Below are 22,492 nucleotides of genomic sequence, written 5' to 3'. Positions count from 1 at the left end.
ACGTCCGATTTATCCCTGCTCGTACGTTCTCAGGCAAGAAAGCGAGACCCCTCCCCCATGTCGAGATCCGTGCCCGCCCCCACGGCCCCGGGCCGTTCCGTCGCCCTCTTCCTGCTCGCCCTGTTCACCGCGGTGAGCGGGTTCCTCGGCGCTCCGGGGCAGGCTCACGCGGCTCAGGCGACCATCCTTGCCGCCACCGCGCCGGCCGTCGTCGACGAGTCGTGCACCAGCAGCGATCCCGCCGTGTGCATGATCCGGGAGATGACTCCGGAGCAGCGCGCGCAGGCGCGCGAGACCCGGATCCGCTACCACCGGCTGCTCGACGACATGGAGCGCGTGGCCGACGAGATGCACGCCGCGGGCCGCTCGGACGAGGAGATCGCCCGCAAACTGGTGGACATGCGCAACGAAGCCAAGGACATCACGCGCGCGGGCATGTCACCCGAGGCCGTTCAGGCCCTGGAGGCGCGCAACATGAAGAAGTACGGCAACCCGCTCGGCCCGACGGCGGAGCAGCAGTACGTCAAGTACGGCAGCTGGCGCGCCGTCATCGCGGCCGCCACGCGGAGCAGCGCGGCCGTGGACCGCGAGCTCGGCCTGGAGCCTCGCGGCTGATGACACGCCTGTCGGACTACGACCGGCACGGCCGGGTGTGGGACCTGGACCCCGGTTCGGGGCTCCTCTCCCCCGCGTCCGGCGGCGGCTGCCACGGCTTCGTCCACCTTCCCGGGGAGGGCGAGCAGGCGGCGGCCGCGCTGTACGGCGCCGGGGAGGGCACCGGGACGCTGTGGCTCCAGTTCGGGGCGCGAAGGTGGGACTGCGCGTCGGTCTCGGTCCGGCAGGCCTCGTCGGCCGACGGCACGCGGCACTTCTCCGTCATCGGCTCCGGCGGCGCCACTGAGTTCGAACTCCCTTACGCGGCACCGGATTCCGGTCCCTTCGACCCGGCGTACGACTGGCTGGACGAGCTCGCCGACGACTTCTACCTCTGGGTGGCGGACCGGCTCGCCACCGCCGCGTCGCGTCAGACACTGCTGGAGCACTTCCGGGCGGGGTTCTCCGCCCCTTGAGGGGTCTCCCGCAGAACGCCCGCGGCGCAGGCCGCGACCACACAGAACGCCACCGGCAGGAAGAACGTCAGGTTGAGCGGCACGAAGTGGGTCAGCGGGCCGATGACCGCGGGTCCCGCGAGCATGCCGAGGTAGCCGAGCCCCGCCACCCGCGAGACGTTGACACCCGCGGCCTCGGGGTCCGCGTGGCCCGCGGCACTGAACAGCTGGGGGATGCACCCGGAGAGGCCCGCGCCGAACACGGTCCAGCCCACCAGGGCGAGCGGGATCCAGGGGGACAGTGCCGCCACCGTCAGGCCCGCCGCGGCCACGGCCGCGCCGTACCGGAGGATGGCCACCGGGCCGCACCGCGCGGCCACCCGGTCGGCGAGCAGGCGGCCGACGGTCATGGCCGTGGCGAAGGCGCCGTAGGCGAGCGCCGCGGTCGCGGCGGGCGCGTCGAGCACGTCGCGCAGGTGCAGGACGCTCCAGTCGTTCGCCACCCCTTCGCAGAGCATGAGCATCAGGGCGAGGGCGGCGAGGACCCAGATCCGGCGCGGTGTCGCGCGCCGAGCGACAGAGGACGCGGCTGGTTCCGGTGTCCGCGGTGACGCGGCGTCCGCGGATCGGGGACGCAGCAGGGCCGGAGCGGACACGGCCGCCGCCACGGCACCGAGCGCGGCCACCGCGCCGAGCGTCGCCGCCGGGCTCCAGCCCCAACTGAGCGTGCGGGCTCCGACCAGCGCGGCGAGGACACCGCCGATGGAGAACGTCGCGTGGAAGGCGGACATGACGGGCCGTCGGTAGCCGCGCTCGACCTGCACGGCGTGGGCGTTCATGCTGACGTCCAGGCAGCCGTTGCCGAGGCCGAGGGCCAGCAGCGCGGCCCCCAGCGTCCACACGTTCGTGGCGAGCCCCGGCAGGACCACGGCGGCGGCGCACAGGGCGGCACTGACGGGCACCACGGTGCGGGCGCCGAGCCGGTCGGTGAGCGGGCCGACGATCTGCATGCCCACGAAAGCACCGGCGCCGAGCAGCAGCAGGAGCCAGCCGAGCACGGCGTGGCTGATCCCGGCCCGGTCCTCGACGGCGGGGATGTGGACGATCCACATCCCCATGAGGAAGCCGTTCAGCGCGAAGTAGGCGAAGGTGGCCAGGCGGCCGGCTCGCAGTGTTCTCTCCATGCCTTCGAACATAACGAACAGGAACGTTGTTCGGAAGATTGATCTGCGAACAGTTTTGTTGTTTGATGTGGGGGTGGCCAGTACAGATCGACTGAGGCAGATCACCGACGCCGTGCGCGAGGCGGGGCGGCTCGGTGTCGCGGAACTCGCCCGGCTGACGGGCGCCTCCGAGATGACCATCCGCCGCGACCTGGAGGCCCTGGCGGAACAGGGCGTCCTGGAGCGTTATCGCGGAGGCGCGCGGAGCCTGCTGCTGCGCGGCGAGGAGCCGCCGTTCGTCCTGCGGGAGCAGGAAGGCCTCGCGGCGAAGCGACGCATCGCCGCCGCCGTGGCCGGACTGATCGCGGACGGGGAGTCCGTCGTCGTCGACAGCGGTACGACCTGCCTGGAGGTCGCCCGCGCCCTGGAGCACCGCCGTCTGACCGTGATGCCGCTGTCCCTGCACGCGGTGAACGCCCTGTCGGCCGCGCCGCAGGTGACGCTGCTCGTGCCGGGCGGGCGGCCACGCCCCGGCGAGCTGGCCCTCACCGGCCCGCTGACCACCGCGTCGCTGGCCGCACTGCGCTTCGACACCGCCGTGATCGGCTGCTGCGGCCTGACGGCGGCGGACGGCCTCACCGCCTACGACCTCGACGACGCCGCCGTGAAGCGCGCCGCGATCGGCTCCGCCCGCCGCGTCATCGCCGTCGCGGACGCCGCGAAGCTCTCCCGTACCGCCTTGGCCTTCGTCGCGGCCGCCGACGCCCTGCACGCCGTCGTCACGGACGACGCGGCACCGGACGCCGAGACCGACCTGCTCGCCGCGGCGGGCGTGACCGTACGAAAGGCATGACCCCCATGAACAACCCTCACCGCCCTCTCGACGCCGCTTCCGACGTCGTGCTCTTCGACATGTTCGGCGTCATCGCGCGCCACCAGTCCGAGGCCGGCAAGGAACGTCTGGCAGCGCTCGCGGGCGGACCCGCACCGGCCTTCTGGGACGCCTACTGGGGGCTGCGTCAGCCGTACGACCGCGGGGACGTGAACGGCGTCGCGTACTGGAAGCGGGTGGCCGACGCCCTCGGCACCGCGTTCGACGAGGCCCGCGTCGCGCGGCTCATCGAGGCCGACCTCGCCAGTTGGAGCGCCGTCGACGACACGATGGTCACCCTCGTCGAGGAGCTGACGGCCGCGGGACAACCCGTCGCGCTGCTCTCCAACATCCCGGAGGAACTGGCCGCCCATTACGAAGAGCGGCATTCCTGGCTCAAGCACTTCCAGGTGTGCGCCTTCTCGTGCCGCATAGGCCACGCCAAGCCGGAACCCGGCGCCTACCGCTGGTGCCTGGAGGCGCTCGGCGCCGAGCCCGGACGCGTCCTCTTCGTGGACGACCGCGAGGAGAACATCCGCGCCGCCGAGGCCGTCGGCGTGCGCGGCCACCTCTTCACGACGCCCGCCCGGCTGCGCGAGGTGCTCCGCCTCAGCGCGTGATCGCGCCCAGCAGCGCCTTCGCGCACAGGTCCCTGACCTGCTCACGCGTCAGGTCCGGTTCTTCCAGCCATTCCAGACAGACCGCCACCATGAACGCGAGCCACCCGCGCACCGCGAGACGCAGCGCGGGCAGATCCTGGGTGACGTCCGACGCGGCCGGGTCCGCGGCGAGAGCCGCGAGGATCTGCCGCTCCTGCGCGGCGAGACCGTTGCGGTAGACCTCGCGGACCAGCGGGTCGCCCGCCGCCTCGGCCCGGTGGAAGGCGCGGAAACCCTGCGCGTGACTCTCCACATACCCGAGGAACGCGTCGAGGCCGGCGCTGACCTGTTCGTGCACCGGCAGCCCGGGGACCGCCGCCGTCAGGCGCAGCATGCGCTCGCTCTCGCGGCGCACCACGGCGGCGAAGAAGTCCCTCTTGGTCGGGAAGTAGTGGTACAGGAGCCCCCGCGAGACACCGGCGATCTCCGCGACCCGCTCGATCCACACGTCGTCGTACGGCTTCTGCGCGAAGAGCCGCGCCCCGACCGAAAGCAGCTGCTCGCGCCGCTCCTCGGTGCTCAGTCTGCGGCGCGTGCGCTCCTGGGGATTCGCGGCCATGCAGGCACCTTACTTGACGCGAATTCAATAGGGGCACCAGACTGGTATCTCCTGTTGAATCCACGTACAACAGGCCCAACGGGCCCGTCGGACAAGGGAGATGGGCACATGGCGCAGACGACACGGTCCGCTGCGGCGAACGGACCTGACGGGCGGCATTCCCCGGCCCCTCCCCCGAAGGGTTTCCGCAGCGCCGAGCTCGGCTGGCCCGAGCTGCATCGAATACCGCATCCGCCGCACCGGCTCCCGGTGGTCGGCGACATCCTGGGCGCCGACGTCCGCACGCCGGTGCAGGACTCGATGAAGCTGGCGCGCCGGCTCGGGCCGATCTTCAGGCGCAAGGCGTTCGGCAAGGAGTTCGTCTTCGTGTGGGGCGCGGAGCTCGCCGCGGACATGGCCGACGAGTCGCGGTTCGCCAAGCACGTGGGCCTGGGCGTGGCCAACCTGCGGCCGGTCGCGGGCGACGGCCTCTTCACGGCGTACAACCACGAGCCCAACTGGCAGCTGGCGCACGACATTCTCGCCCCCGGGTTCAGCCGCGACGCAATGGCGGGCTACCACCCGCTGATGCTGGACGTCGCACGGCAGCTGACGGCGCGCTGGGACGAGCGGGAGGCGGCGGGCCTGGCGGTGGACGTGCCGGGGGACATGACGAAGCTGACGCTGGAGACCATCGCCCGTACCGGGTTCGGGCACGACTTCGGCTCCTTCGAACGGTCCGCGCCACACCCCTTCGTGTCGGCGATGGTCGGCACGCTCTCCTACGCCCAGCGGCGCAACGTCGTGCCGCCGCTGCTGGCCCCGCTCGTGCTGCGCGGCGCGGACCGGCGCAACGACGCGGACATGGCGTACCTCAACCGCACGGTCGACGCGGTGATCGCGGCCCGCCGCGCGGAGACCGGTTCGGAGTCGAACGGCATGGGTGACCTGCTCGACCGCATGCTGCAAGTGGCCCACCCGGAGACCGGGGAGCGGCTCACTCCGGAGAACATCCGCCGTCAGGTCATCACCTTCCTGGTCGCCGGGCACGAGACGACGTCCGGCGCGTTGTCGTTCGCGCTCCATTACTTGTCACGCTCTCCGAAAGTGCTCGCCCGCGCGCGGGCCGAGGTCGACGAGGTCTGGGGCGCGGACGGCGAGCCCGCGTACGAGCAGGTGGCCAAGTTGCGTTACCTGCGCCGGGTGCTCGACGAGTCGCTCCGCCTCTGGCCGACCGCTCCGGGGTTCGCCCGAGAGGCCCGCACGGACACCGTCCTCGGGGGTGAGCATCCGATGCGGCGCGGCGCGTGGGCGCTGGTCCTCGCGACGATGCTGCACCGCGACCCGGCCGCGTGGGGCGGGCACCCCGAGGAGTTCGACCCCGACCGGTTCGCCCCCTCGGCCGTACGCGCACGCCCCGCCCATGTCTTCAAGCCGTTCGGGACCGGTGCCCGCGCCTGCATCGGACGTCAGTTCGCGCTGCACGAGGCGACCCTGGTGCTCGGACTGCTGCTGCGCCGCTACGACCTGCACGCCGACCCGGGCTACCGGCTGCGCGTCGCCGAGCGTCTCACCCTGATGCCGGACGGCCTGACGCTGCGTCTGTCGCGCCGCGCCCGAGCCGCGTAGAGCGCCATTGTCAGACCCGTGCGCAAGAGTGGAGGTGGCATCCCCCGATGCCACCTTGCCATCCAGCGCAGAGGAGTCGCTCGACATGACCGGCACGACGTCCGAGGAACTGCTCGCCGCCCAGGCCTGCTTGCGCCTGCTGCACACGGCGCGCGCCGCACTCTCCGACTCCGCGTCGGTCTCCCCCGTGGCGGCGGCGACGCTGCTCGCGGGGCCCATCGCGGAGGCCGACGAGGCGCTGCGCCGCGCGGGCCTCGCGGGCAACGAGGCGGCGCTCATCGACCGGATCTACGACCTCGCGCCGCCTCCCCCGCGCTCCGCCGATCCGGGCCCGCCGTCCGGGGAGCGGTCGCGGATGTCCCACTCCTGCGCGGGAGAGGGCAGCGCGTCATGAGCGCGGACCAGGGCAACGCCTCGTACGGGCACAAGGAGTTCAAGCGCTCCAAGAGCCACTTCGCGGACCGCGTCACGGCGGACGGCAGGGACGGCTGGCCCGTGGAGGCCGGGCGGTACCGCCTCGTGGTGAGCCGGGCCTGCCCGTGGGCGGGCCGTTCCCTCATCTCGCGGCGGCTCCTGGGTCTGGAGGGCGCCGTCTCCCTGGCCGTCACCGACCCGATCCAGGACGATCGGAGCTGGCGTTTCACGCTGGACCCGGACGACCGCGACCCGGTGCTCGGCATCCGCTATCTGAGCGAGGCGTACGAAGCGCGGGAGACCGGCTATCCGGGTGGCGTCAGCGTTCCCGCGCTCGTCGACGTACCGAGCGGCAAGCTGGTCACGAACGACTTCCAGCAGATCACGCTGGACTTCGCCACGGAGTGGACGGCGCTCCACCGCGAGGGGGCGCCGGACCTGTATCCGGAGCCGCTGCGCGACGAGATCGACACGGTGATGGACGGCATCTACCGCGACGTCAACAACGGCGTGTACCGCTCCGGTTTCGCCCCGGACCAGGAGACGTACGAGTCGGCGTGCCGTGACGTCTTCCGCCGCCTCGACCTGGCCTCCGAGCGCCTTTCGAACCGCCGCTATCTGGTCGGGGACACGATCACCGAGGCCGACATCCGTTTCTTCTGCACGCTGGTGCGGTTCGACGCCGTCTACCACGGCCACTTCAAGTGCAACGTACGGAAACTCTCCGAGGACCGGGTCCTCTGGGCCTACGCACGGGATCTCTTCCAGACCCCCGGCTTCGGCGACACGATCGACTTCGACCACATCAAGCGGCACTACTACCAAGTGCACACCGGCATCAACCCGACCGGCATCGTGCCGCTCGGCCCCGACCCCTCGGGGTGGCTGACACCGCACCACCGCGAGGAGTTGGGCGGCCGCCCCTTCGGGGACGGTACGCCTCCGGGGCCTGTGCCTTCCGGGGAGGAGGTACCGGCGACGGGTCGCCCCTGAGGTCGCTCCGCGACGCGCCCCCCATGACATTCGGGTCACGGACGTGGCGTCGGCTCCTTGTCGGGCTTCCAGGTGAACTTGTCGCCGCCCACCCAGCGCACGGTGTCAGGGTCGTCGAGGTCGTGCACGGTGATGCCTGCCATGGCGGCGGCGTCGAGGACGTCCGTGACGGTCTTCGCCTTGCCCACCACCTCCCCGTCGATCTCCACGATCCGGAACGGGGGGTGGCCGGGCTGGACCCCGAGGACCGTGATCCGGGGATGCGCCATGTACAGGTAGCTTTCGGTCATGTCCGGAACTCTTCCATGACGCCCTCGGGACCCGCCTCGCCAGTCGTCCGCTCGGGCTAGAGGGTCGCGGCGCGGGGCCGCAGCGCCCGCTCGACCGCCTGCGCCACGTGCCCCGCGCCGTCCTCCGCCGCCAGCAGCCGGGCGAGGCGTCGGGCGGTGCGCGCATGCGTGCCCTCGCGCACGGCGCGACCGATCGCGTCGGCCAGGGCGGGTGCGGTGAGGTCCTCGAAGGGGACAGGAGCGGTCGCCGCCCCCAGGGACGCGAGGCGGGCGGCCCAGAACGGCTGGTCGGCCGCGACCGGCACGGGGACGGCGGGAGCGCCCGCGCGGAGCGCCGCCGCCGACGTGCCCGCCCCCGCGTGGTGCACCACGGCCGCCACCCTGGGGAACAGCAGGGCGTGCGGCACCTCACCGATCGTCAGGATGTCGTCGCCGGAGCCCGCGAGGCCCGCCCGTCCCGACTGCAGCACGCCGCGCAGCCCCGCCGTGCGCAACGCGCTCACCGCGATCTCGCTCAACCGCTCGCCGTCGCCCTCGCCGCCCGCCATGCTGCCGAACCCGATGAACACCGGTGGCGGCCCCGCACTGAGGAAGTCGTCGAGTTCCGGCGGCAGCCGGTCCGCCGGATCGTGATGCGGCCACCAGTTGCCGACGACCTCGAGGCCGGGGCGCCAGTCCGCGGGCCTCGGCACGACGGCCGGGCTGAAGCCGTGCAGCACCGGCCAGCGTGCCCGCTCCTGTCGGGCGCGGACACGGCCCGGCGCGGCGGCGGGCAGCGAGAGACGGGCACGCAGGTCGCGGACCGCGTCGGCGTAGACGTGGTCGACCATGCGGAGGGAGAACGCGCCGAGCGCGCGGTTCCCGATCCGGCCGAGCGACCGTGTGCCGCCGACGACCGGCGCGAACGCCCGGGTGGGATGCGTCGGTTGGAGGTACGCCCCCACCGCCGGTATGCGCATGGCCTCCGCCAGCTGCCAGCCGAGAGGCGCGGTGGTCGCGGAGAGCAGGAGGAGGTCGGCGCCGCGTACGGCGGCGTCGACGAGACCGCCGCCCAGCCCTTGCACGAAGGTCGAGGCCGACCGCATCAGCTCCGTGCGGCTGCCCGCGCGCCGGCCGGTCGCCGGGGAGTCCGGCAGCTCGCGGAAGCGCAGGCCCGCGGCCTCGACGAGCGGCGCGAAGGAGCGGTGGGAAGCGAGCGCGACGTCGTACCCGGCGGCGCGGAGCCCGGCGCCGAGGCCGGTGTAGGGGGCGACATCGCCGTAGGAACCGGCTGCGGTGATCAGTAGGCGTGTCATCGGACCTCTTCGGGCAGGGAGGAGCGGGAGGACTCGGAGGCGCGAACCCTGCCACCCTCACCCTCACCCTCAGGTTCAGGGTGAGGGTGGTGCAGACCGGTCTCGTTCTCAGGTCGACCCCGAGGTCCCGTGCGGCGCTCGGCGTTGGCCACTACCGCCGCGCGCAGATACGCGGCGAGCCCCGGCCGTTGTTGCGACGGCGGCACGACGAGCGCGAACGCGCGGGCGTCGGAGACGAAGTCGTCCGCGATGCGCCGGTGCATGTCGGACGGGCACGGCGTGAACCAGCGGGCGATGTGCCGCCGATGCGCCTCGGCCAGCTCCATTGCCCGCTCCCCACCCGCGGGCTCTTCGGCATCAAAGGCGGCGAGCAGCTCCTCCCGCCACCGCGCGGCCTCCCGCATGAGCTCCGCCCAGTCCTCCTTGGTGTGTTCGGCGGCACTCCGCATCGCCGTTCGATGCCCGGGGCTGTCCTGCCACTTCAGCCCGGCCTCGGTGGCGTAACTGAGATCGAACGCGACCTCGCCGAACACCTCGAACCGCTCCCGGGGGTCGAGGGTCACCCCGGTCCGCTGCACCTCCATCGCCCGCTCGGCGACCTCGACCAGCCGTTCCAGCCGGTCGATCTGTTCGCGCAGCGCCTGGCGCCTGGCCCGCAGCCGACCGAGGGCGTCGGCGTGCGGATCGGCCAGGATCTCGGCGATCTCGTCGAGGGTGAAGCCGAGCTCGCGGTAGAAGAGGATCTGCTGGAGCCGGGCCAGGTCGGCCTCGCCGTAGAGGCGGTAGCCGCTGTTGCTGCGCTCGCCGGGCGTGAGCAGTCCGGCCCGGTCGTAGTGGTGCAGGGTGCGGACGGTGACGCCGGCGAAGCCTGCGACCTGCCCGACGGTGTACCTCATGGACCTCACCTTTCGTCGACGCTCAGCGTGAAGCCTGACGCGACGTGAGGGTCAACCCGGGCCTTCGACCCCGAACCCCCCGCACGATCCCGCACCCCCCTACCCCAATTGGTAATGGTATCCATTTTCATATAGCGTGCGGACGTCCGCGAACAGCCCCCGACCATCCCACCCGGGAGGATCCCCATGGCCGTACCCAAACGGAAGATGTCCCGCAGCAACACCCGGCACCGCCGCGCCCAGTGGAAGGCGGCCACCGCGCAGCTCGTGCCCGTGACCGTCGACGGCGTCGCACAGATGGTGCCGCAGCGGCTGGTCAAGGCGTACGAGCGAGGCCTGATCCGCCCCAAGGACTAGGGCCTTTCGCCCGGCTCGGGCCGGGCTCGGATCAGTTGCCGCAGCAGGTGCGCGCAGGCCGCCGCCTCGTCCCCGTACCGGGCCAGCGGCTGGTGCGTGCCCCTCTCGTACGTCCCGACCTCCCACTCCCCGGCCTCGCCCGCCCCGCCCCCGTCTCTGCGCAGATAGACGAAGTCGGGGGGCGTGGGGGACGGCTCGTGGACGCCGTCGATCCAGTAGTAGCCGTCGGCGACCCCGGCGGCGCGCAGAGCCGCCGCGGCCTCACGGGCGTCCACAAGCCGCACTCCCGTCGCTAGCCGTTGGCGGGCTCGAGGTACCCGTGGTCCAGCAGCCACTTCACGTTCAGGCGCTGCCCCTCGCCCGGGTCCAGGAAGGCCGGGTCCAGCTTGATCTGCCGGCCACGCCCCGGCTGCTCGAACCATGGCGCGATGCTGCCCTGCCACACGTGGAACGGCTTGGTCACTTCGTAGACGCGGTAGTCGCAGGCGACGGCGGCGTCGCGGGTGTTGAGGTTCTGCGGGGGCAGGGCGCGCTTCGCGTACGGGTCGCCCGCGGGTGCGAGATACCCGCCGAACTCCGAGCCGAAGCGGTCGAGCTCCTCGCCCCGCTCCAGGAGCTCGCGGTGCTTGTCGATCCGGCCGTTGACGGTGTCGAAGCCGTCGTTGGGCGGGTACTTCCAGCTGCCGGTGTCCGCCGGGCCCTCCCAGTACTTCTTCAGGAAGGCCTTCGGCGACAGCTTGCCGGTCCGCTTCCAGTTCTTCAGGAGCGGGCCGACGGGACGCTCCCACTTCTTGGGCAGCCAGGCGGGTCCGAGGCGGGCGTCGCCGTGGAATTTTCCGGTGCACGGCTCGTGCGCCGCGCCGGCGGTGGCCGCCGGAGGCACGGGGGCGGCCGAGGCCGTGGCACTCGCGGCGGGTGCGGCCGTCATGGCGCCCGCGACGCCGAGCGCGGCAAGGACGGTACGAATCCGGATCATTCGGCTGTGGTCCACTCAACAACTCCCGGGGCATGTGTGTGCAGTCGACAGCAATCGCTCGCACAACGTATAGGAGTCGTGGCTCTCCGTTGTTCACCGTGGTCAACTCGCCGTGATGTGCGCCCCCGTTGGCCGATTCCCGGCGGTCTCCCCCCCCCTCTCCGCGCCGCCCCTCCCCGCCCGGTCGCCGCGCCGACGTGTGCGGCTCTTGTCCGCCGGCTCGTCCACACGGCACTGTGTGTCTGCCACATCCGTCACCACCGACGCACGAGGTGCAGGCATGACCAGCGGAACAGAGCGGGGCACGGGTTCGGAGAGCGGTCCCGGGCGGCGGCGGTTCATCGGTGCCCTGGTGGGGGCGGCGACCGCCGGAGCGCTTGCCTCCACCTCCGCCTGTGGCTCGCCGGGTCAGGCGAACCGGGAGCGTTCCGAGCTCACCCGCCGCAGTACCGCCTCCTCCGCGGCGCACCACCGGCGCCGCGAGGGACAGTTGTTCCTGGGGACGTACACCTCGCAGGCAGGGGGCGGCAAGGGCATCGGTCTGGCGACGTACGACGAAACGACGGGCCGCGTCAAGAGCACCGGCACGCTCACCGGCGTCCCCGACCCCTCCTATCTCGCGGTGCATCCGTCCGGCCGCACCCTCTACACCGTCAACGAGCGGGAGAAGGGCGGCGTGACCGCCATCGCGCTCTCCCACGACGGCGAGCACGACGTCCTCGGCACGCGCGACACCGGCGGCAACGGTCCTTGCCATCTCTCCGTGCATCCGAGCGGCCGTTGGCTGCTCAGCGCCAACTACGGGTCGGGCAGCGTGGCCGTCCATCCCGTCGAGGCGTCGGGCGCGCTCGGCGAGCGGACGGACCTGGTCACGCACTCCTCGCCACCGCCGGGCCCCGGCCAGCAGGGGCCGCACGCCCATCAGATCGTCACGAGCCCGGACGGCCGCCACGTCCTGGCCGTCGACCTCGGCAACGACACGCTCTACACGTACCGCCTCGACGAGAAGGCGGGCACGCTCCGCCGCGTGGCGCAGGCGAGCCTGCGGCCGGGCGCGGGCCCGCGCCATCTCACCTTCCACCCTTCGGGCCGCTTCGCGTACGTCGCCGACGAGCTCGACAACACGGTCGTCGTCTGCGCGTACGACCCCGCCACCGGCCGCCTCACACCCGGCGAGCCGCAGTCGACCGGCACGGGCGAGGGCACCAGTTATCCGGCGCAGATCGTGGTGACACGCGAGGGCCGCTTCGCCTTCCTCGCCAATCGCGGGCACAACAGCATCACGCGGTACGCGATCGAGGGCGACGGCGCGCGGCTGCGGCTCCTCGACACGGTGCCGGTCGGCGGGGACTTCCCTCGGCAGCTGTCGTTTTCCCCGTCCCAGCGGCTGCTGTTCGCCGCGAACCAGAAGTCGAGCTCGGTGAGCGTCTTCCGGGTCGACGCGGGCAGCGGCGCACTCCGCCTCGCGGGCAAGCCGTTCGCCTCCCCGATCGCGGTGTGCGCGCTGCCTCTCTGACGTCGCGTAGTCCCTGGCGGGTCAGTTGGACGTCAGACCGCCGTCCACGGCAAGCGCCGTCCCGGTGGAGAACGAAGCGCGGTCGCTGCACAGCCACAGGGCGGCCTGGGCGATCTCGACCGGGTCGGCCATGCGCTTCTGCATCTGCCGGGCGACGAAGGCCTGTTCCAGCTCCGGGTGCGCCTCGACGGCGTGGCTGATCATCTCCGTGCGTGTGGTGCCGACGACGAGCGTGTTGATGCGGATGTCGTGCGCGGCGTACTCGGCCGCGGCGGCCCGGGTCATGCCGAGCACCGCGTGCTTCGCGGCGACGTAGGGCACGGGTGCTCCGGTGGCCACCATCGCCGCCGTGCTGGCGGTGTTGACGATCGCGCCCTTGCCCGCTTCGAGCATGACGGGGATCTGCGAGCGCAGGCAGTTCCAGGTGCCGCGCACGTTGACGTCCATCGTCCGCTCGAAGACGTCCTGGTCGAGTTCGTGCAGCGGCAGCATCTGCGATCCGGCGTAGCCCGCGTTGTTGAAGGCCGCGTCCAGGGCGCCGAAGTGTTCGCGTGTCGCGTCGACGGCGCGCCGCACGTCCTCGGCGTTCGCGACGTCGCCGACGCTGACGGCCGCGCGGCCGCCCGAGTCGTTGATCTCCTGGGCGAGTTGCTTCAGTGTGTCCTCGCGGCGGGCCATCAGCAGGACGGCCGCGCCCTCGGCGGCGAAGAGCCGTGCGGCGGCCTCGCCGATCCCGCTCGAAGCCCCCGTGATCATGACGGCCTTGCCGGCCAGCATTCCATTCGTGTCGGTCATGCCGCGAGTAAAACCCGTACGGGGCCGGACCACACCCCTCGAAGATCATGAGATGCCCCACAGTTGCCGGGTTGCGGCAGGAGCGTTCCCTGCACACCCGCACGCGTGGCTGGATATCGCGCGAACCCTCCCCAAAGCCTTGGCCAGAGGCAGCACGGCCCGTACTTGACGATGTACTGTCACGCGCGAGCGAGCATCGGAACCGATCCCCCACGCACGCGAAAGGACAACGATGCAGCACTTCAGACGCCTTGTCACAGCCATCGCGGCCACGGCGGCCGCCCTGACCGCGGCGCCCGCCGCGAACGCCGTGTCCACGCATGACACGGTCGCGGCCGAGAACGCATCCGCCGTGGTGACACTCCGGTACGACGACAGCCAGGCCAGGGGCTGGGAGACGGCGATCGCCGCCGGAGTCGCCTCGTGGAACAACAACGTGGACAACGTCAAGCTGACCAAGGCCCAGCCCGGCACCCGGGCCGAGATCCAGATCGTCGCCACCAGCGGCTGGCCGCAGGCGACGATCGGCCCGGTCAGGCCGGGCGGCCGAGGCCGCGTCGAATTGGGCAGCCAGGCGGTCGGCCAGGGGTATGACAAGACCCGCATCGCAGCCCACGAGATCGGGCACAACCTGGGGCTGCCCGACACCAAGCCCGGCCCGTGCTCCCAGTTGATGTCGGGCTCCACCGGCGGCGTCAGCTGCAAGAACGCCGTGCCGAACGCGGCCGAGCAGGCGCGCGTCGAGGGCTTCTACGCCAACGGCGCCGCAACACGCGTACCGGCGAGCGGCCAGCTGGTGGTGGACGCGCCCTAGGGCCTGTGTCGGAGGTCCCGTAAATCCCCTGCGGTCCGGTGCCCGGCCGTGACACCCTCGGCCGGGCATCTGCGACGGGTGATACGGAGTCCTGGCTGGTGGAAGAGAACGGCGGACCGGAGGTGCGGCTTCTCGCGGCGGTGCGGGCCGGGGATGTGGAGAGGGTGCAGGACCTGCTCGGCGCAGGGGCGGATCCGGACGCCGTTGACGAGGACGGGCTGCCCGCGTTGTGCGTCGCGGTCGCGGCCTACGACGCGCCGGTCGCCCGCGCCCTCGTGGACGGTGGCGCCGCTCCGGACCGTGTGCTGCCCGACGGGACGACGCCGCTGTGGCGTGCGGTTGACGGTGGTTCACACGCGGTCTTCGAGGCCGTGCTCGGTGAGGAGACCTCGCTGTGGCTGTCGGCGTCCCGAGGCGCGGCGCTCATCGCTCTGGCCACGGACTGGTACGAGACAGGCGCCGCCGAGGTCTTGCGGCGCAGGACCGGTGCGACGGGGCCCGTCACCACCTCCCGGGTCGAGGACGACGAGTACGACTGGGTGGACGAGGTCGCACTCGGCGGTCTCGTCGTGCGCGCCGGGCACGGCGCCATCCTCAGCACCCTCGAGGTCGCCTGCCGCACTCCGGCCCCCGTCGACGAACTGATCGCCCGTGCCGTCCGGCAGCCGGACGGCAAGCACGTCGACTGGTCGGCGGTCCACTGGCTCCTCGTGCGGCGACGTGACGACGCGTCATGGTCAGCCGTTGTCGCCCACCGCCACCACCCGGACCCGGCCCACCGCAGGTTCGTCGCCGACTGTCTGCGGACGCGCTCGTTCTGCGACGTCGACCACCCTCAGTACGGAAAGCGCGAGACGGAGGTCCTCGCGGCCTGGTCCGCCGAGGAGACGGACAGCGGCGTTCTCGCCAAGGTGCTGGGCGCGTTCACGGAGTTCGAGCATCCCGGCCTGGAGGCCGCGGGGCTGCGCCACGTCGGGCACCCGGATGCGCGCGTGCGACGCGAAGTGCCGTACGCGTTCCTGACACACGGCGGCCCACTCTCCCCTGCGGGCCGGGAGGCCCTGCTCTCCCTCGTCCGCGACCCGGACACGGAAGTGCGGCTCAGGGCCTGCTGGGTGAGCGGGGGCGACGCGACGCTCCGCCCCGAGGTCACCCGGGCGCTGCTCCCCATGACCGAGGACCCGGACCCCGCCGTGCGCCGCCGGGCGACCGAGATCCTGGCCGCTTCCCCGGACCGCACACCGGCCGTCGCGGACGCGCTGACGGCGATGCTGGACGCCGACGACCAACTCGTCCGTCTGGAGGCCGCGTGGGGTCTCGCCCGCCGCGACGATCCGCGCACCGAGGAGGCGTACGAGCGCGTGGGTCCGCTCGGTCCGGGGTTCGAGCACGATCACCGGCCCGGTGAACTCCTGCACTACCGGTGGCGCAGGCAGGACGCCGGGGCGGGGGCCTCCGCTACGGCTTCGTGAAGACCACGTCCGCCGCCCGCGGCACGATCTCGACCTCGTCCCCGAGCGTCCACTCCGCGACACGCGACACCGTCGCCGCGGGCACCACGTCGCTGATGCCCTCGGCGGCCGGAATGTCATAGGTCGCGTGGGCGTCGTGCGGCAGGACCACACGGAAGCCGAGCTCCAGCGCGGTGCTCGCCGTCGCCCTGACGCACATCTCCGACATCACGCCGCAGACGGCGATTTCCCGCACGCCCGCGTCCCGCAGCAGCGATGCGAGCGGACTGTCCTCGAAGCCGTCGTCGACGGTCTTGCGCAGGACGACCTCGCCCCGGTCCGTGTCGGCGGGCAGGTGGATCTCCCAGCCGGGGGTGCCCGGCTCGTCGGAGGTGCCGGGCTCCCCGTCGTTCTGCAGCTGCACGACGACCGCGCCGCTCTCACGTGCACGCGCCAACAGGCCCCGCACGCGGTCCAGGAGGCGCTCCGCGTCGGGCACGGCTCCGTCGCCCCCGACGAACGCGGTCTGCATGTCGATGATGATCAGTGCCTGGACGGGTGCGATGGTCCCGTCGGGGGCGAGGGGCGAAGTGGAGTGCGTGGGCTTCGGCTGGTTCGTCACCCCGCCATCATCCCTACGAGACGTAAGACCTCAACTTGATTAATGTACGGGGGTATGAGCACGGACCTGACCGTTCTCCTCGTCGTCGCCGCCGTTCTGGCCGCCGCGACTCTGGCCGTCGCGGTCGCTCTGCTCGTACGACTCGTCCGGACCCGCCGCGCCCTGCGCAGAGCCGGCCTGCCCGTCGAGCGGCAGTGGGTGTTCTGGGCCGCGGTCGCCTACCTCGTGCTGCCGACCGACCTGGTGCCCGACCCCGTGTATCTGGACGACATCGGGGTGCTGCTGCTCGCGCTGCGGTCGATGCGGTCAGCCTCCGACGGGCCGCCCGCGCCGCGCGGTTGAGAGGCGTGCCTTCATGAGGAGGGCGTGCATGCACTCCGTCACCTGCGTGACGTCCTCCACGAGCTGGTGGAACGGGAGGCGTACGTCGGCCTGGCCGCGTGCGCGCTCCAGACGCAGGGAGATCCCGTGCCGGTCGAGGGCGAGCGGGCGGACCCGCACCACCCCTTGCAGGCTGTCCGGGCTGATGAGGCGGGTGAGCTGCTCGACGGCCTCCGGGTGGGCGTCGGCGAGATGCGTGAGCAGCCGCGACTCCGCCTCGGCCAGCGGATCGGGCACCGTCAGGGCGAACTCGTCGAGCTCCACGCCCTGACGCTCCCCGGTGGAGTCGTGCAGCACGGCGCACGTCGGCTCGAAGACGAGGTGCTCGCCGTCGTACCCCAGCGTCCCGGAGAGCCACAGCCGGGCGCGGATCCGGTCCCGCAGCGGCACCGGGGAGACGTCCGCGAACTCGATCAGGGTGGACGGTTCGCCGCGCGGCGCGCAGATGACGGCGGCGGCGAGCGCGCTGTCCTCGGGCGGTGACAGCAGAATCCTGCCATCCTCGGTCACCGTGTGCGCGCCCACGAGTTCGTCCCTGCCGATCTCCGTGGTCACCGCGCAGGACCACGCGGTGGCGAGCACGGAACGAGCGCGTGCCGCCGCTGTGGGCACGGTCGTGCTGCTGTGACGGACACCCATCCTCAACCTCCATTAGGTAAGCCTTGCCTAACTTATCGAAGATTGCTGAACAGGGCCAGTACGCGTCTCGGCCCCGCGCGGCGAACCACGCGGGGCCGAGAAACGTACGGAGAGGCGGGTGAACAGGAGGTCAGTGCCCCCTGGCGAGCCACTCCTCCAGATGCGGCGCCTCCGCGCCGACCGTCGTGCTGTCACCGTGTCCGGTGCGCACCACCGTCGCGGGCGGCAGCGTCAGGAGCCGCTCCTTGATGGACTTCACGATCGTCGGGAAGTCGCTGAACGAACGGCCCGTGGCACCCGGGCCGCCCGCGAACAGCGTGTCGCCGGTGAAGACCGTGCCGAGCGCGGGCGCGTGCAGGCTGACCGCGCCGTGGCAGTGGCCCGGCGTGTGCAGCACCTTCAGGACCGCGCCCGCGACGGCCAGTTCCTGTCCGTCGGAGAGCTCGCCGTCCGGGGCGCGGTCGGGGTGCGTCCGCTTCCACAGCTCCATGTCCGCCGGGTGCAGCAGGATCGGCGCGCCCGTGCGGGCCGCGAGCGCCGGCGCCGCGTCGATGTGGTCGTCGTGGGCGTGCGTGCAGACGATCGCGACCAGGCGCCGGTCTCCCACCGCGGCCGCGATGGCGTCCGCGTCGTGCGCGGCGTCGATGACGACGCACTCGTCGTCGTCGCCCACGATCCACACGTTGTTGTCGACGTCCCACGTGCCGCCGTCCAGGGAGAACGTCCCCGACGTGACGACGTGGTCGATGCGCACGCCGGACGCGTCGCTCTTGGTCTCGGCCGCCATCAGAACATCACCACCGAGCGGAGGACGTCGCCGTGGTGCATGCGCTCGAAGGCCTTCTCCACGTCTTCCAGGGCGATGGTCTCCGTGACGAACGCGTCCAGGTCCAGGCGGCCCTGCCGGTACAGGTCGATGAGCATCGGGAAGTCGCGGGACGGCAGGCAGTCGCCGTACCAGCTCGACTTGAGGGCCCCGCCCCGCCCGAACACGTCGAGCAGCGGCAGCTCGATCTTCATCTCCGGCGTCGGGACGCCGACCAGGACGACCGTGCCGGCCAGATCACGGGCGTAGAAGGCCTGCTCGTACGTCTCCGGGCGGCCGACCGCCTCGATGACGACGTCGGCTCCGTTGCCTCCGGTCAGCTCACGGATCGCCTCGACGGGGTCGGCGGAGCGGGAGTTGACGGTGTGCGTGGCGCCGAGGCCCTTCGCCGTCTCCAGCTTCTTGTCGTCGATGTCCACGGCGATGATCCGCGCGGCACCCGCGAGGCGGGCGCCCACGACCGCGGCATTGCCGACGCCGCCGCAGCCGATGACGGCGACCGAGTCGCCACGGCCCACGTTGCCGGTGTTGATGGCGGCGCCGATGCCCGCCATGACGCCGCAGCCGAGGAGACCGGCCGCGGCGGGCGACGCCTCCGGGTCCACCTTGGTGCACTGCCCGGCGGCGACGAGGGTCTTCTCGGCGAAGGCGCCGATGCCGAGCGCGGGCGACAGCTCGGTGCCGTCCGTCAGGGTCATCTTCTGCTTCGCGTTGTGCGTGTCGAAGCAGTACTGGGGGCGGCCGCGCAGACACGCACGGCACTGCCCGCACACCGCGCGCCAGTTCAGGATCACGAAGTCGCCGACCGCGACCTCGGTGACGCCCTCGCCGACCGACTCGACGACGCCGGCGGCCTCGTGCCCGAGCAGGAACGGGAAGTCGTCGTTGATGCCGCCCTCGCGGTAGTGCAGGTCGGTGTGGCAGACCCCGCACGCCTGGATCCTCACGACGGCCTCTCCCGGCCCCGGATCCGGGACGACGATCGTCTCGATCCGCACCGGCTCGCCCTTCGTGCGTGCGATCACGCCCTGCACCTGCTGCGCCATGACTTCAGCCCTTCTCTGTCTGCACGTCTTACCCCCACATCGTTACAGGTCGAACACGTCGGCACAGCACTCCCTCCGCTCCTTTCGGAGACCGCGGGCCCCGCGATCTAGGGTGTGGCCGTGCGCAACCTCGCCGCCCAGACCCTGCTGCCGGTCGACACGGCACTCGCCGTCGCCCTGCTCGTGCTGCTCCTGGCCGCCGCGACGGCGGCGGCCGTCTTCCGGCTCGCCCCCGACGGCTCGCGCGGCCGGGCGCGGGAGATCGTGGTCGCGGGCATCCGCGCCACCGCGCAGCTCGCCGCCGCGTCCCTCGTCATCGCCTGGGTCGTGCACCACACGGCCGCGCTCTACGCCTTCCTCCTCCTCATGTTCGCCGTGGCGACGCGCACCGCGGGCCGCCGCGTCACGCCGAATTCCACCTGGTGGTGGGCGGCGCTGCCCGTCGCGGGGCCCGTCGTCCCGGTCGTCGCCGGACTGACCCTCGCGGGCCTGCTCCCGGTACGAGGCGTCGCGATCATCCCCGTGACGGGCATCCTCATCGGCGGCGCGCTCACCGCGACGGTCCTCGCGGGCCGCCGCGCCCTCGACGAACTGCACACGCGGTACGGCGAGTTCGAGGCCGGCATCGCCCTCGGCCTGCCCGACCACGACGCACGCATCGAGGTCATCCGCCCCGCCGCGTCGGACGCGCTGCTGCCCGGCCTCGACCAGACCCGCACGGTGGGCCTGGTCACCCTGCCCGGCGCGTTCGTCGGCATGCTCCTGGGCGGCGCGTCCCCGGCGATGGCCGGAGCGGTGCAGCTCTTCGTGCTCATCGCCCTGATGGCGGTCCAGGCGAGCGCGGTGGCGCTGACGGTGGAACTGGTCGCGCGCGGCCGCCTGCACCGGGCCGCCCCGCCCTCTGCTCCCCCTGCTCCCGCTGCTCCCACGAGAGGAACCTCGCCGCGGCCGCGGTGACCCGCCCCGCCCTGCGCGACGCGTCCGCGGCGCGGTCCCGGTCCTCGGCTCCCCCGGCATCCGTCCCGGGCTCCGCGCGTCGACGCGCGTTCGTGCGCCTGCTCAGCCGGACGGTACGACGCGTCACGAACGCCACCCCCTCCGCAGCCCCCTCCGCACGCCCTTGCGCACTCCTTTCCGCAGGCACACGAACGCCGGGACCACACTGTCCGCGTCGGCGTCGTGCAGCAGATGCCGCATCTCGGCCGCCTCACCGTCCCGGATGCGCCGTTCCCGTTCGTCCTTCGCCAGGTCCAGTTCTGCGACGGTCGCCACGTCTCCCCCTCCAGCGGTACCCGAATACGCACTCCCCCAGGATTCGGAGCTCCGGGGGCCGGGGATTGGGCGGAGGCCGAAGCGTATGCTCCGGATCATGTCTGTCTACGAAGCGGTGGAAATCGAGAATCTGCAGGGCGGCGCCGCCGACCTGCGCCAGTACGAGGGCAAGGCCGTGCTGGTCGTCAACGTCGCCTCCAAGTGCGGGCTCACTCCGCAGTACGCGGGTCTGGAGCGCCTGCACGAGCAGTACGCGGCGCGTGGCTTCAGCGTGCTCGGCGTGCCCTGCAACCAGTTCATGGGCCAGGAGCCCGGCACCTCGGAGGAGATCGCCGAGTTCTGCTCGGCGACGTACGGCGTGACCTTCCCGATGACGGAGAAGGTCGACGTCAACGGCGAGAACCGGCATCCGCTGTACGCGCGGCTCGTCGACACGGCGGACGCGGAAGGGCACACGGGCGACATCCGCTGGAACTTCGAGAAGTTCCTCGTCGACCCGTCCGGCAACGTCGTCGCCCGCTTCTCCCCGCAGACCGAGCCCGACGCCCCCGAGCTCGTCGCCGCCGTCGAGAAGCACCTGCCCGCCTGACGAGGCCGACGCGTCGAGCGGGGCCCGCCTCCGGGGGCGAAGCACCACTTCCTCCCGGCGGCTCGGCCCCGCCCCGGACTCAGCGCCCCTTCCGCGCAAGCGAAGTGACGGCGCGACACCTCCGGCCGGAGCAGCGATACCTCCTACCGGTCCAAGCAGATCTGCGGACTCCGGGCAGCGCTCATACGGTGACTGAATGGTCATCAGGTACCTTTCGCGCCCCTCCTCCGTCCGCACCGCGGCCCTCGCCCTCGGTGCTCTGGTCCTCCTGTCCTCACCGGCCGCCGCGACCGAGGCCCCGGCCGAACCCGCGCCGCCGCGGCCCGTCCCGGCGTACTCCTCGACCCTCCTCGACCGGCCGGGCACCCAGGTCCGGCTCGGTCCGGGCGCCCCCGCCGTTCCCGGCAACGTGTCCGCGCTCGCGTGGGTGGTGGCCGACGCCCATACGGGCGAGGTGCTCGGCGCGCGGAACGCGCACCGCAGGCTGCCGCCCGCCTCGACGCTCAAGTCGCTCTTCGCCCTGGCGACGCTCCCCCGGCTCGACGCGGACGCACGGCACGTCGTCGCGCAGCACGAGCTCGACCAGGTCGGCGAGGGGAGCAGCATGGTGGGGGTCGCGGAGGGGCGCGCCTACCGGGTCGCCGACCTGTGGCGCGGCGTGTTCCTCAGCTCCGGGAACGACGCCGTGCACGTCCTCGCACGCCTCAACGGCGGTCTGGACAAGACCGTTCGGGAGATGCGCGCCAAGGCCCGTGAGCTGGGGGCGCGCGACACACACGTGGTGTCGCCCGACGGCTACGACGCCGCGGGGCAGGTCTCGTCGGCGTACGACCTGGCGGTCTTCGGCAGGGCGGGGCTCGCGGATCCGGAGTTCGCCCGGTACTGCTCGACCCGTGTCGCACAGTTTCCGGCGGGCGGCTGGTCGTATCCGATCCAGAACACCAACCGGCTGCTGACCGGCGCGGACGGTGTGGCGGCGTACCCGGGGCTGCTCGGCGTCAAGAACGGCTACACGAGCCATGCGGGCTCCACCCTCATCAGCGCGGCCCAGCGCGGTGGGCGCACGCTCGTCGTGACGGTGATGAACCCGCAGGCGGGCGGCGGGCGGGCGGTGTACGAGGAGGCCCGGTCGCTGCTCGACTGGGGGTTCGGGGCGGCAGGGAAGGTACAACCGGTGGGTTCGCTGGTGCCGCCGGAGGAGAGCGGGCCCGCTCCCAGCCCGGCGCACGCGGGCGGACAGGCCGCGTTGGCCGTGGGGCCCGACGACTCCGAATGGCCCGCGGTCCTGATGGTCGCCGCGGGCTCGGCCGTCCTGCTCGCGGGCTGCGTCATGGCCGTGCGGCGACGGAGGGCTACGGTGGCCCGACGCAGGGACGTGCGGCGCGTCGGCGACTGAGACATGCGGGGAGGT

At 72.3% G+C, this 22,492-nt stretch carries 28 protein-coding genes; 15 read left to right on the top strand and 13 right to left on the bottom strand.

Annotation, left to right across the window (positions count from 1 at the left end):
- Positions 1 to 57: 57 nt before the first annotated feature.
- Both DEJ47_RS35705 and DEJ47_RS35700 read left to right on the top strand, forming a co-directional pair.
- The gene (locus DEJ47_RS35705) at positions 58 to 615 is read left to right on the top strand and encodes a hypothetical protein (RefSeq protein WP_150175254.1); all 558 of its coding nucleotides are present in this window, start codon (positions 58 to 60) and stop codon (positions 613 to 615) included.
- Positions 615 to 1,070 carry a hypothetical protein gene (locus DEJ47_RS35700; protein ID WP_150175253.1) on the top strand — a complete coding sequence of 152 codons (456 nt, stop codon included), beginning with the start codon at positions 615 to 617 and terminating at the stop codon, positions 1,068 to 1,070. The genes DEJ47_RS35705 and DEJ47_RS35700 overlap by 1 nt, the downstream gene beginning before the upstream one ends.
- On the opposite strand, the gene DEJ47_RS35695 is transcribed toward DEJ47_RS35700, so the two are convergent.
- Positions 1,025 to 2,233: an MFS transporter gene (locus DEJ47_RS35695; protein ID WP_150175252.1), complete on the bottom strand. Its 1,209-nt coding sequence runs from the start codon at positions 2,231 to 2,233 to the stop codon at positions 1,025 to 1,027. The genes DEJ47_RS35700 and DEJ47_RS35695 overlap by 46 nt on opposite strands.
- A 73-nt stretch (positions 2,234 to 2,306) precedes the next feature.
- Between DEJ47_RS35695 and DEJ47_RS35690 the strand changes: the two genes are divergently transcribed.
- Both DEJ47_RS35690 and DEJ47_RS35685 read left to right on the top strand, forming a co-directional pair.
- Positions 2,307 to 3,065 carry a DeoR/GlpR family DNA-binding transcription regulator gene (locus tag DEJ47_RS35690; RefSeq protein ID WP_150175251.1) on the top strand — a complete coding sequence of 253 codons (759 nt, stop codon included), beginning with the start codon at positions 2,307 to 2,309 and terminating at the stop codon, positions 3,063 to 3,065.
- A 5-nt stretch (positions 3,066 to 3,070) separates the two neighbouring features.
- Entirely contained in the window at positions 3,071 to 3,703 is a 633-nt protein-coding gene (locus tag DEJ47_RS35685) for an HAD family hydrolase (RefSeq protein ID WP_150175250.1), read from the top strand.
- On the opposite strand, the gene DEJ47_RS35680 is transcribed toward DEJ47_RS35685, so the two are convergent.
- The gene (locus DEJ47_RS35680) at positions 3,693 to 4,301 is read right to left on the bottom strand and encodes a TetR/AcrR family transcriptional regulator (RefSeq protein ID WP_150175249.1); all 609 of its coding nucleotides are present in this window, start codon (positions 4,299 to 4,301) and stop codon (positions 3,693 to 3,695) included. The two genes, DEJ47_RS35685 and DEJ47_RS35680, sit on opposite strands and share 11 nt — an antisense overlap.
- 108 nt (positions 4,302 to 4,409) lie before the next feature.
- Here DEJ47_RS35680 and DEJ47_RS35675 point away from each other — a divergent pair, with 108 nt between their 5' ends.
- From DEJ47_RS35675 to DEJ47_RS35665, 3 genes are all read left to right on the top strand, one after another.
- A complete protein-coding gene (locus DEJ47_RS35675; protein WP_150175248.1) occupies positions 4,410 to 5,909 on the top strand; it encodes a cytochrome P450 in 1,500 nt (499 codons plus the stop codon).
- Positions 5,910 to 5,994: 85 nt separating this feature from the next.
- A complete protein-coding gene (locus DEJ47_RS37250; RefSeq protein ID WP_223828647.1) occupies positions 5,995 to 6,303 on the top strand; it encodes a hypothetical protein in 309 nt (102 codons plus the stop codon).
- A complete protein-coding gene (locus DEJ47_RS35665) occupies positions 6,300 to 7,316 on the top strand; it encodes a glutathione S-transferase family protein (RefSeq protein ID WP_150175247.1) in 1,017 nt (338 codons plus the stop codon). The genes DEJ47_RS37250 and DEJ47_RS35665 overlap by 4 nt, the downstream gene beginning before the upstream one ends.
- 35 nt (positions 7,317 to 7,351) lie before the next feature.
- On the opposite strand, the gene DEJ47_RS35660 is transcribed toward DEJ47_RS35665, so the two are convergent.
- From DEJ47_RS35660 to DEJ47_RS35650, 3 genes are read right to left on the bottom strand one after another with little or no spacing between them, the layout of a single operon-like run.
- Positions 7,352 to 7,606, bottom strand: coding sequence for a hypothetical protein (locus tag DEJ47_RS35660; RefSeq protein ID WP_150175246.1), 255 nt, complete (start codon positions 7,604 to 7,606; stop codon positions 7,352 to 7,354).
- Positions 7,607 to 7,662: 56 nt separating this feature from the next.
- The gene (locus tag DEJ47_RS35655) at positions 7,663 to 8,901 is read right to left on the bottom strand and encodes a glycosyltransferase (protein ID WP_150175245.1); all 1,239 of its coding nucleotides are present in this window, start codon (positions 8,899 to 8,901) and stop codon (positions 7,663 to 7,665) included.
- Entirely contained in the window at positions 8,898 to 9,797 is a 900-nt protein-coding gene (locus DEJ47_RS35650; protein WP_150175244.1) for a MerR family transcriptional regulator, read from the bottom strand. The genes DEJ47_RS35655 and DEJ47_RS35650 overlap by 4 nt, the downstream gene beginning before the upstream one ends.
- 186 nt (positions 9,798 to 9,983) lie before the next feature.
- Here DEJ47_RS35650 and rpmF point away from each other — a divergent pair, with 186 nt between their 5' ends.
- Positions 9,984 to 10,154 carry a 50S ribosomal protein L32 gene (rpmF, locus tag DEJ47_RS35645; protein WP_150175243.1) on the top strand — a complete coding sequence of 57 codons (171 nt, stop codon included), beginning with the start codon at positions 9,984 to 9,986 and terminating at the stop codon, positions 10,152 to 10,154.
- Here the strand turns inward: rpmF and DEJ47_RS35640 are convergent.
- On the bottom strand, positions 10,151 to 10,429 hold the full coding sequence (locus tag DEJ47_RS35640; protein WP_150175242.1) for a hypothetical protein: 279 nt from the start codon (positions 10,427 to 10,429) through the stop codon (positions 10,151 to 10,153). The genes rpmF and DEJ47_RS35640 overlap by 4 nt on opposite strands.
- A gap of 17 nt (positions 10,430 to 10,446) precedes the next feature.
- Positions 10,447 to 11,130, bottom strand: coding sequence for a TNT domain-containing protein (locus DEJ47_RS35635; RefSeq protein WP_150176106.1), 684 nt, complete (start codon positions 11,128 to 11,130; stop codon positions 10,447 to 10,449).
- A 280-nt stretch (positions 11,131 to 11,410) separates the two neighbouring features.
- Between DEJ47_RS35635 and DEJ47_RS35630 the strand changes: the two genes are divergently transcribed.
- Positions 11,411 to 12,646, top strand: a complete 1,236-nt coding sequence (locus DEJ47_RS35630; protein WP_150175241.1) for a lactonase family protein — start codon at positions 11,411 to 11,413, stop codon at positions 12,644 to 12,646.
- 21 nt (positions 12,647 to 12,667) lie between these two features.
- Here the strand turns inward: DEJ47_RS35630 and DEJ47_RS35625 are convergent, their stop codons facing one another.
- Positions 12,668 to 13,441, bottom strand: a complete 774-nt coding sequence (locus DEJ47_RS35625; protein WP_223828646.1) for an SDR family NAD(P)-dependent oxidoreductase — start codon at positions 13,439 to 13,441, stop codon at positions 12,668 to 12,670.
- Between the two features lie 232 nt (positions 13,442 to 13,673).
- Between DEJ47_RS35625 and DEJ47_RS35620 the strand changes: the two genes are divergently transcribed.
- Both DEJ47_RS35620 and DEJ47_RS35615 read left to right on the top strand, forming a co-directional pair.
- Positions 13,674 to 14,255 carry a snapalysin family zinc-dependent metalloprotease gene (locus DEJ47_RS35620; protein ID WP_150175240.1) on the top strand — a complete coding sequence of 194 codons (582 nt, stop codon included), beginning with the start codon at positions 13,674 to 13,676 and terminating at the stop codon, positions 14,253 to 14,255.
- A 98-nt stretch (positions 14,256 to 14,353) separates the two neighbouring features.
- On the top strand, positions 14,354 to 15,727 hold the full coding sequence (locus DEJ47_RS35615) for a HEAT repeat domain-containing protein (RefSeq protein ID WP_223828645.1): 1,374 nt from the start codon (positions 14,354 to 14,356) through the stop codon (positions 15,725 to 15,727).
- Here the strand turns inward: DEJ47_RS35615 and DEJ47_RS35610 are convergent.
- Positions 15,714 to 16,328 carry an isochorismatase family protein gene (locus tag DEJ47_RS35610; protein ID WP_223828644.1) on the bottom strand — a complete coding sequence of 205 codons (615 nt, stop codon included), beginning with the start codon at positions 16,326 to 16,328 and terminating at the stop codon, positions 15,714 to 15,716. The genes DEJ47_RS35615 and DEJ47_RS35610 overlap by 14 nt on opposite strands.
- 54 nt (positions 16,329 to 16,382) lie before the next feature.
- Between DEJ47_RS35610 and DEJ47_RS35605 the strand changes: the two genes are divergently transcribed.
- The gene (locus DEJ47_RS35605) at positions 16,383 to 16,670 is read left to right on the top strand and encodes a YkvA family protein (RefSeq protein ID WP_150175239.1); all 288 of its coding nucleotides are present in this window, start codon (positions 16,383 to 16,385) and stop codon (positions 16,668 to 16,670) included.
- On the opposite strand, the gene DEJ47_RS35600 is transcribed toward DEJ47_RS35605, so the two are convergent.
- The 3 genes from DEJ47_RS35600 to DEJ47_RS35590 all read right to left on the bottom strand — a co-directional run bounded on the left by DEJ47_RS35600 (position 16,635) and on the right by DEJ47_RS35590 (position 19,220).
- A complete protein-coding gene (locus tag DEJ47_RS35600; RefSeq protein WP_150175238.1) occupies positions 16,635 to 17,348 on the bottom strand; it encodes a DUF2470 domain-containing protein in 714 nt (237 codons plus the stop codon). The two genes, DEJ47_RS35605 and DEJ47_RS35600, sit on opposite strands and share 36 nt — an antisense overlap.
- A 130-nt stretch (positions 17,349 to 17,478) precedes the next feature.
- Positions 17,479 to 18,135, bottom strand: a complete 657-nt coding sequence (locus DEJ47_RS35595) for an MBL fold metallo-hydrolase (protein WP_150175237.1) — start codon at positions 18,133 to 18,135, stop codon at positions 17,479 to 17,481.
- Complete coding sequence (locus DEJ47_RS35590; protein WP_150175236.1) at positions 18,135 to 19,220, bottom strand: S-(hydroxymethyl)mycothiol dehydrogenase; 1,086 nt, start codon at positions 19,218 to 19,220, stop codon at positions 18,135 to 18,137. The genes DEJ47_RS35595 and DEJ47_RS35590 overlap by 1 nt, the downstream gene beginning before the upstream one ends.
- 120 nt (positions 19,221 to 19,340) lie before the next feature.
- Between DEJ47_RS35590 and DEJ47_RS35585 the strand changes: the two genes are divergently transcribed.
- Positions 19,341 to 20,177, top strand: a complete 837-nt coding sequence (locus tag DEJ47_RS35585; protein ID WP_150175235.1) for an ABC transporter permease — start codon at positions 19,341 to 19,343, stop codon at positions 20,175 to 20,177.
- A gap of 123 nt (positions 20,178 to 20,300) precedes the next feature.
- Here DEJ47_RS35585 and DEJ47_RS35580 read toward each other — a convergent pair whose 3' ends face one another.
- The gene (locus tag DEJ47_RS35580) at positions 20,301 to 20,492 is read right to left on the bottom strand and encodes a hypothetical protein (RefSeq protein WP_150175234.1); all 192 of its coding nucleotides are present in this window, start codon (positions 20,490 to 20,492) and stop codon (positions 20,301 to 20,303) included.
- Between the two features lie 97 nt (positions 20,493 to 20,589).
- On the opposite strand from DEJ47_RS35580, the gene DEJ47_RS35575 reads away from it, so the two are divergent.
- Together DEJ47_RS35575 and DEJ47_RS35570 are read left to right on the top strand one after the other, a co-directional pair.
- Complete coding sequence (locus DEJ47_RS35575) at positions 20,590 to 21,081, top strand: glutathione peroxidase (protein ID WP_150175233.1); 492 nt, start codon at positions 20,590 to 20,592, stop codon at positions 21,079 to 21,081.
- A 196-nt stretch (positions 21,082 to 21,277) separates the two neighbouring features.
- Positions 21,278 to 22,477 (top strand): D-alanyl-D-alanine carboxypeptidase family protein, encoded by a 1,200-nt coding sequence (locus DEJ47_RS35570; protein ID WP_150175232.1) that lies wholly within the window; start codon positions 21,278 to 21,280, stop codon positions 22,475 to 22,477.
- Positions 22,478 to 22,492: the final 15 nt, after the last annotated feature.

Source organism: Streptomyces venezuelae, from assembly GCF_008642355.1.
Taxonomy (GTDB): domain Bacteria; phylum Actinomycetota; class Actinomycetes; order Streptomycetales; family Streptomycetaceae; genus Streptomyces; species Streptomyces venezuelae_B.
Note: the sequence above shows the minus strand (reverse complement) of the source record. Positions and strands in the feature narration are given on the sequence as shown.

Excerpts from the sequence above, each read along its gene's own strand:
- DEJ47_RS35705 (WP_150175254.1), top strand. The coding sequence starts at position 58 with ATGTCGAGATCCGTGCCCGCCCCCACGGCCCCGGGCCGTTCCGTCGCC.
- DEJ47_RS35700 (WP_150175253.1), top strand. The coding sequence starts at position 615 with ATGACACGCCTGTCGGACTACGACCGGCACGGCCGGGTGTGGGACCTG.
- DEJ47_RS35695 (WP_150175252.1), bottom strand. The coding sequence starts at position 2,233 with ATGGAGAGAACACTGCGAGCCGGCCGCCTGGCCACCTTCGCCTACTTC.
- DEJ47_RS35685 (WP_150175250.1), top strand. The coding sequence starts at position 3,071 with ATGAACAACCCTCACCGCCCTCTCGACGCCGCTTCCGACGTCGTGCTC.
- DEJ47_RS35680 (WP_150175249.1), bottom strand. The coding sequence starts at position 4,301 with ATGGCCGCGAATCCCCAGGAGCGCACGCGCCGCAGACTGAGCACCGAG.
- DEJ47_RS35675 (WP_150175248.1), top strand. The coding sequence starts at position 4,410 with ATGGCGCAGACGACACGGTCCGCTGCGGCGAACGGACCTGACGGGCGG.
- DEJ47_RS37250 (WP_223828647.1), top strand. The coding sequence starts at position 5,995 with ATGACCGGCACGACGTCCGAGGAACTGCTCGCCGCCCAGGCCTGCTTG.
- DEJ47_RS35665 (WP_150175247.1), top strand. The coding sequence starts at position 6,300 with ATGAGCGCGGACCAGGGCAACGCCTCGTACGGGCACAAGGAGTTCAAG.
- DEJ47_RS35660 (WP_150175246.1), bottom strand. The coding sequence starts at position 7,606 with ATGACCGAAAGCTACCTGTACATGGCGCATCCCCGGATCACGGTCCTC.
- DEJ47_RS35655 (WP_150175245.1), bottom strand. The coding sequence starts at position 8,901 with ATGACACGCCTACTGATCACCGCAGCCGGTTCCTACGGCGATGTCGCC.
- DEJ47_RS35650 (WP_150175244.1), bottom strand. The coding sequence starts at position 9,797 with ATGAGGTACACCGTCGGGCAGGTCGCAGGCTTCGCCGGCGTCACCGTC.
- rpmF (WP_150175243.1), top strand. The coding sequence starts at position 9,984 with ATGGCCGTACCCAAACGGAAGATGTCCCGCAGCAACACCCGGCACCGC.
- DEJ47_RS35635 (WP_150176106.1), bottom strand. The coding sequence starts at position 11,130 with ATGATCCGGATTCGTACCGTCCTTGCCGCGCTCGGCGTCGCGGGCGCC.
- DEJ47_RS35630 (WP_150175241.1), top strand. The coding sequence starts at position 11,411 with ATGACCAGCGGAACAGAGCGGGGCACGGGTTCGGAGAGCGGTCCCGGG.
- DEJ47_RS35625 (WP_223828646.1), bottom strand. The coding sequence starts at position 13,441 with ATGACCGACACGAATGGAATGCTGGCCGGCAAGGCCGTCATGATCACG.
- DEJ47_RS35620 (WP_150175240.1), top strand. The coding sequence starts at position 13,674 with ATGCAGCACTTCAGACGCCTTGTCACAGCCATCGCGGCCACGGCGGCC.
- DEJ47_RS35605 (WP_150175239.1), top strand. The coding sequence starts at position 16,383 with ATGAGCACGGACCTGACCGTTCTCCTCGTCGTCGCCGCCGTTCTGGCC.
- DEJ47_RS35600 (WP_150175238.1), bottom strand. The coding sequence starts at position 17,348 with ATGGGTGTCCGTCACAGCAGCACGACCGTGCCCACAGCGGCGGCACGC.
- DEJ47_RS35595 (WP_150175237.1), bottom strand. The coding sequence starts at position 18,135 with ATGGCGGCCGAGACCAAGAGCGACGCGTCCGGCGTGCGCATCGACCAC.
- DEJ47_RS35590 (WP_150175236.1), bottom strand. The coding sequence starts at position 19,220 with ATGGCGCAGCAGGTGCAGGGCGTGATCGCACGCACGAAGGGCGAGCCG.
- DEJ47_RS35575 (WP_150175233.1), top strand. The coding sequence starts at position 20,590 with ATGTCTGTCTACGAAGCGGTGGAAATCGAGAATCTGCAGGGCGGCGCC.
- DEJ47_RS35570 (WP_150175232.1), top strand. The coding sequence starts at position 21,278 with ATGGTCATCAGGTACCTTTCGCGCCCCTCCTCCGTCCGCACCGCGGCC.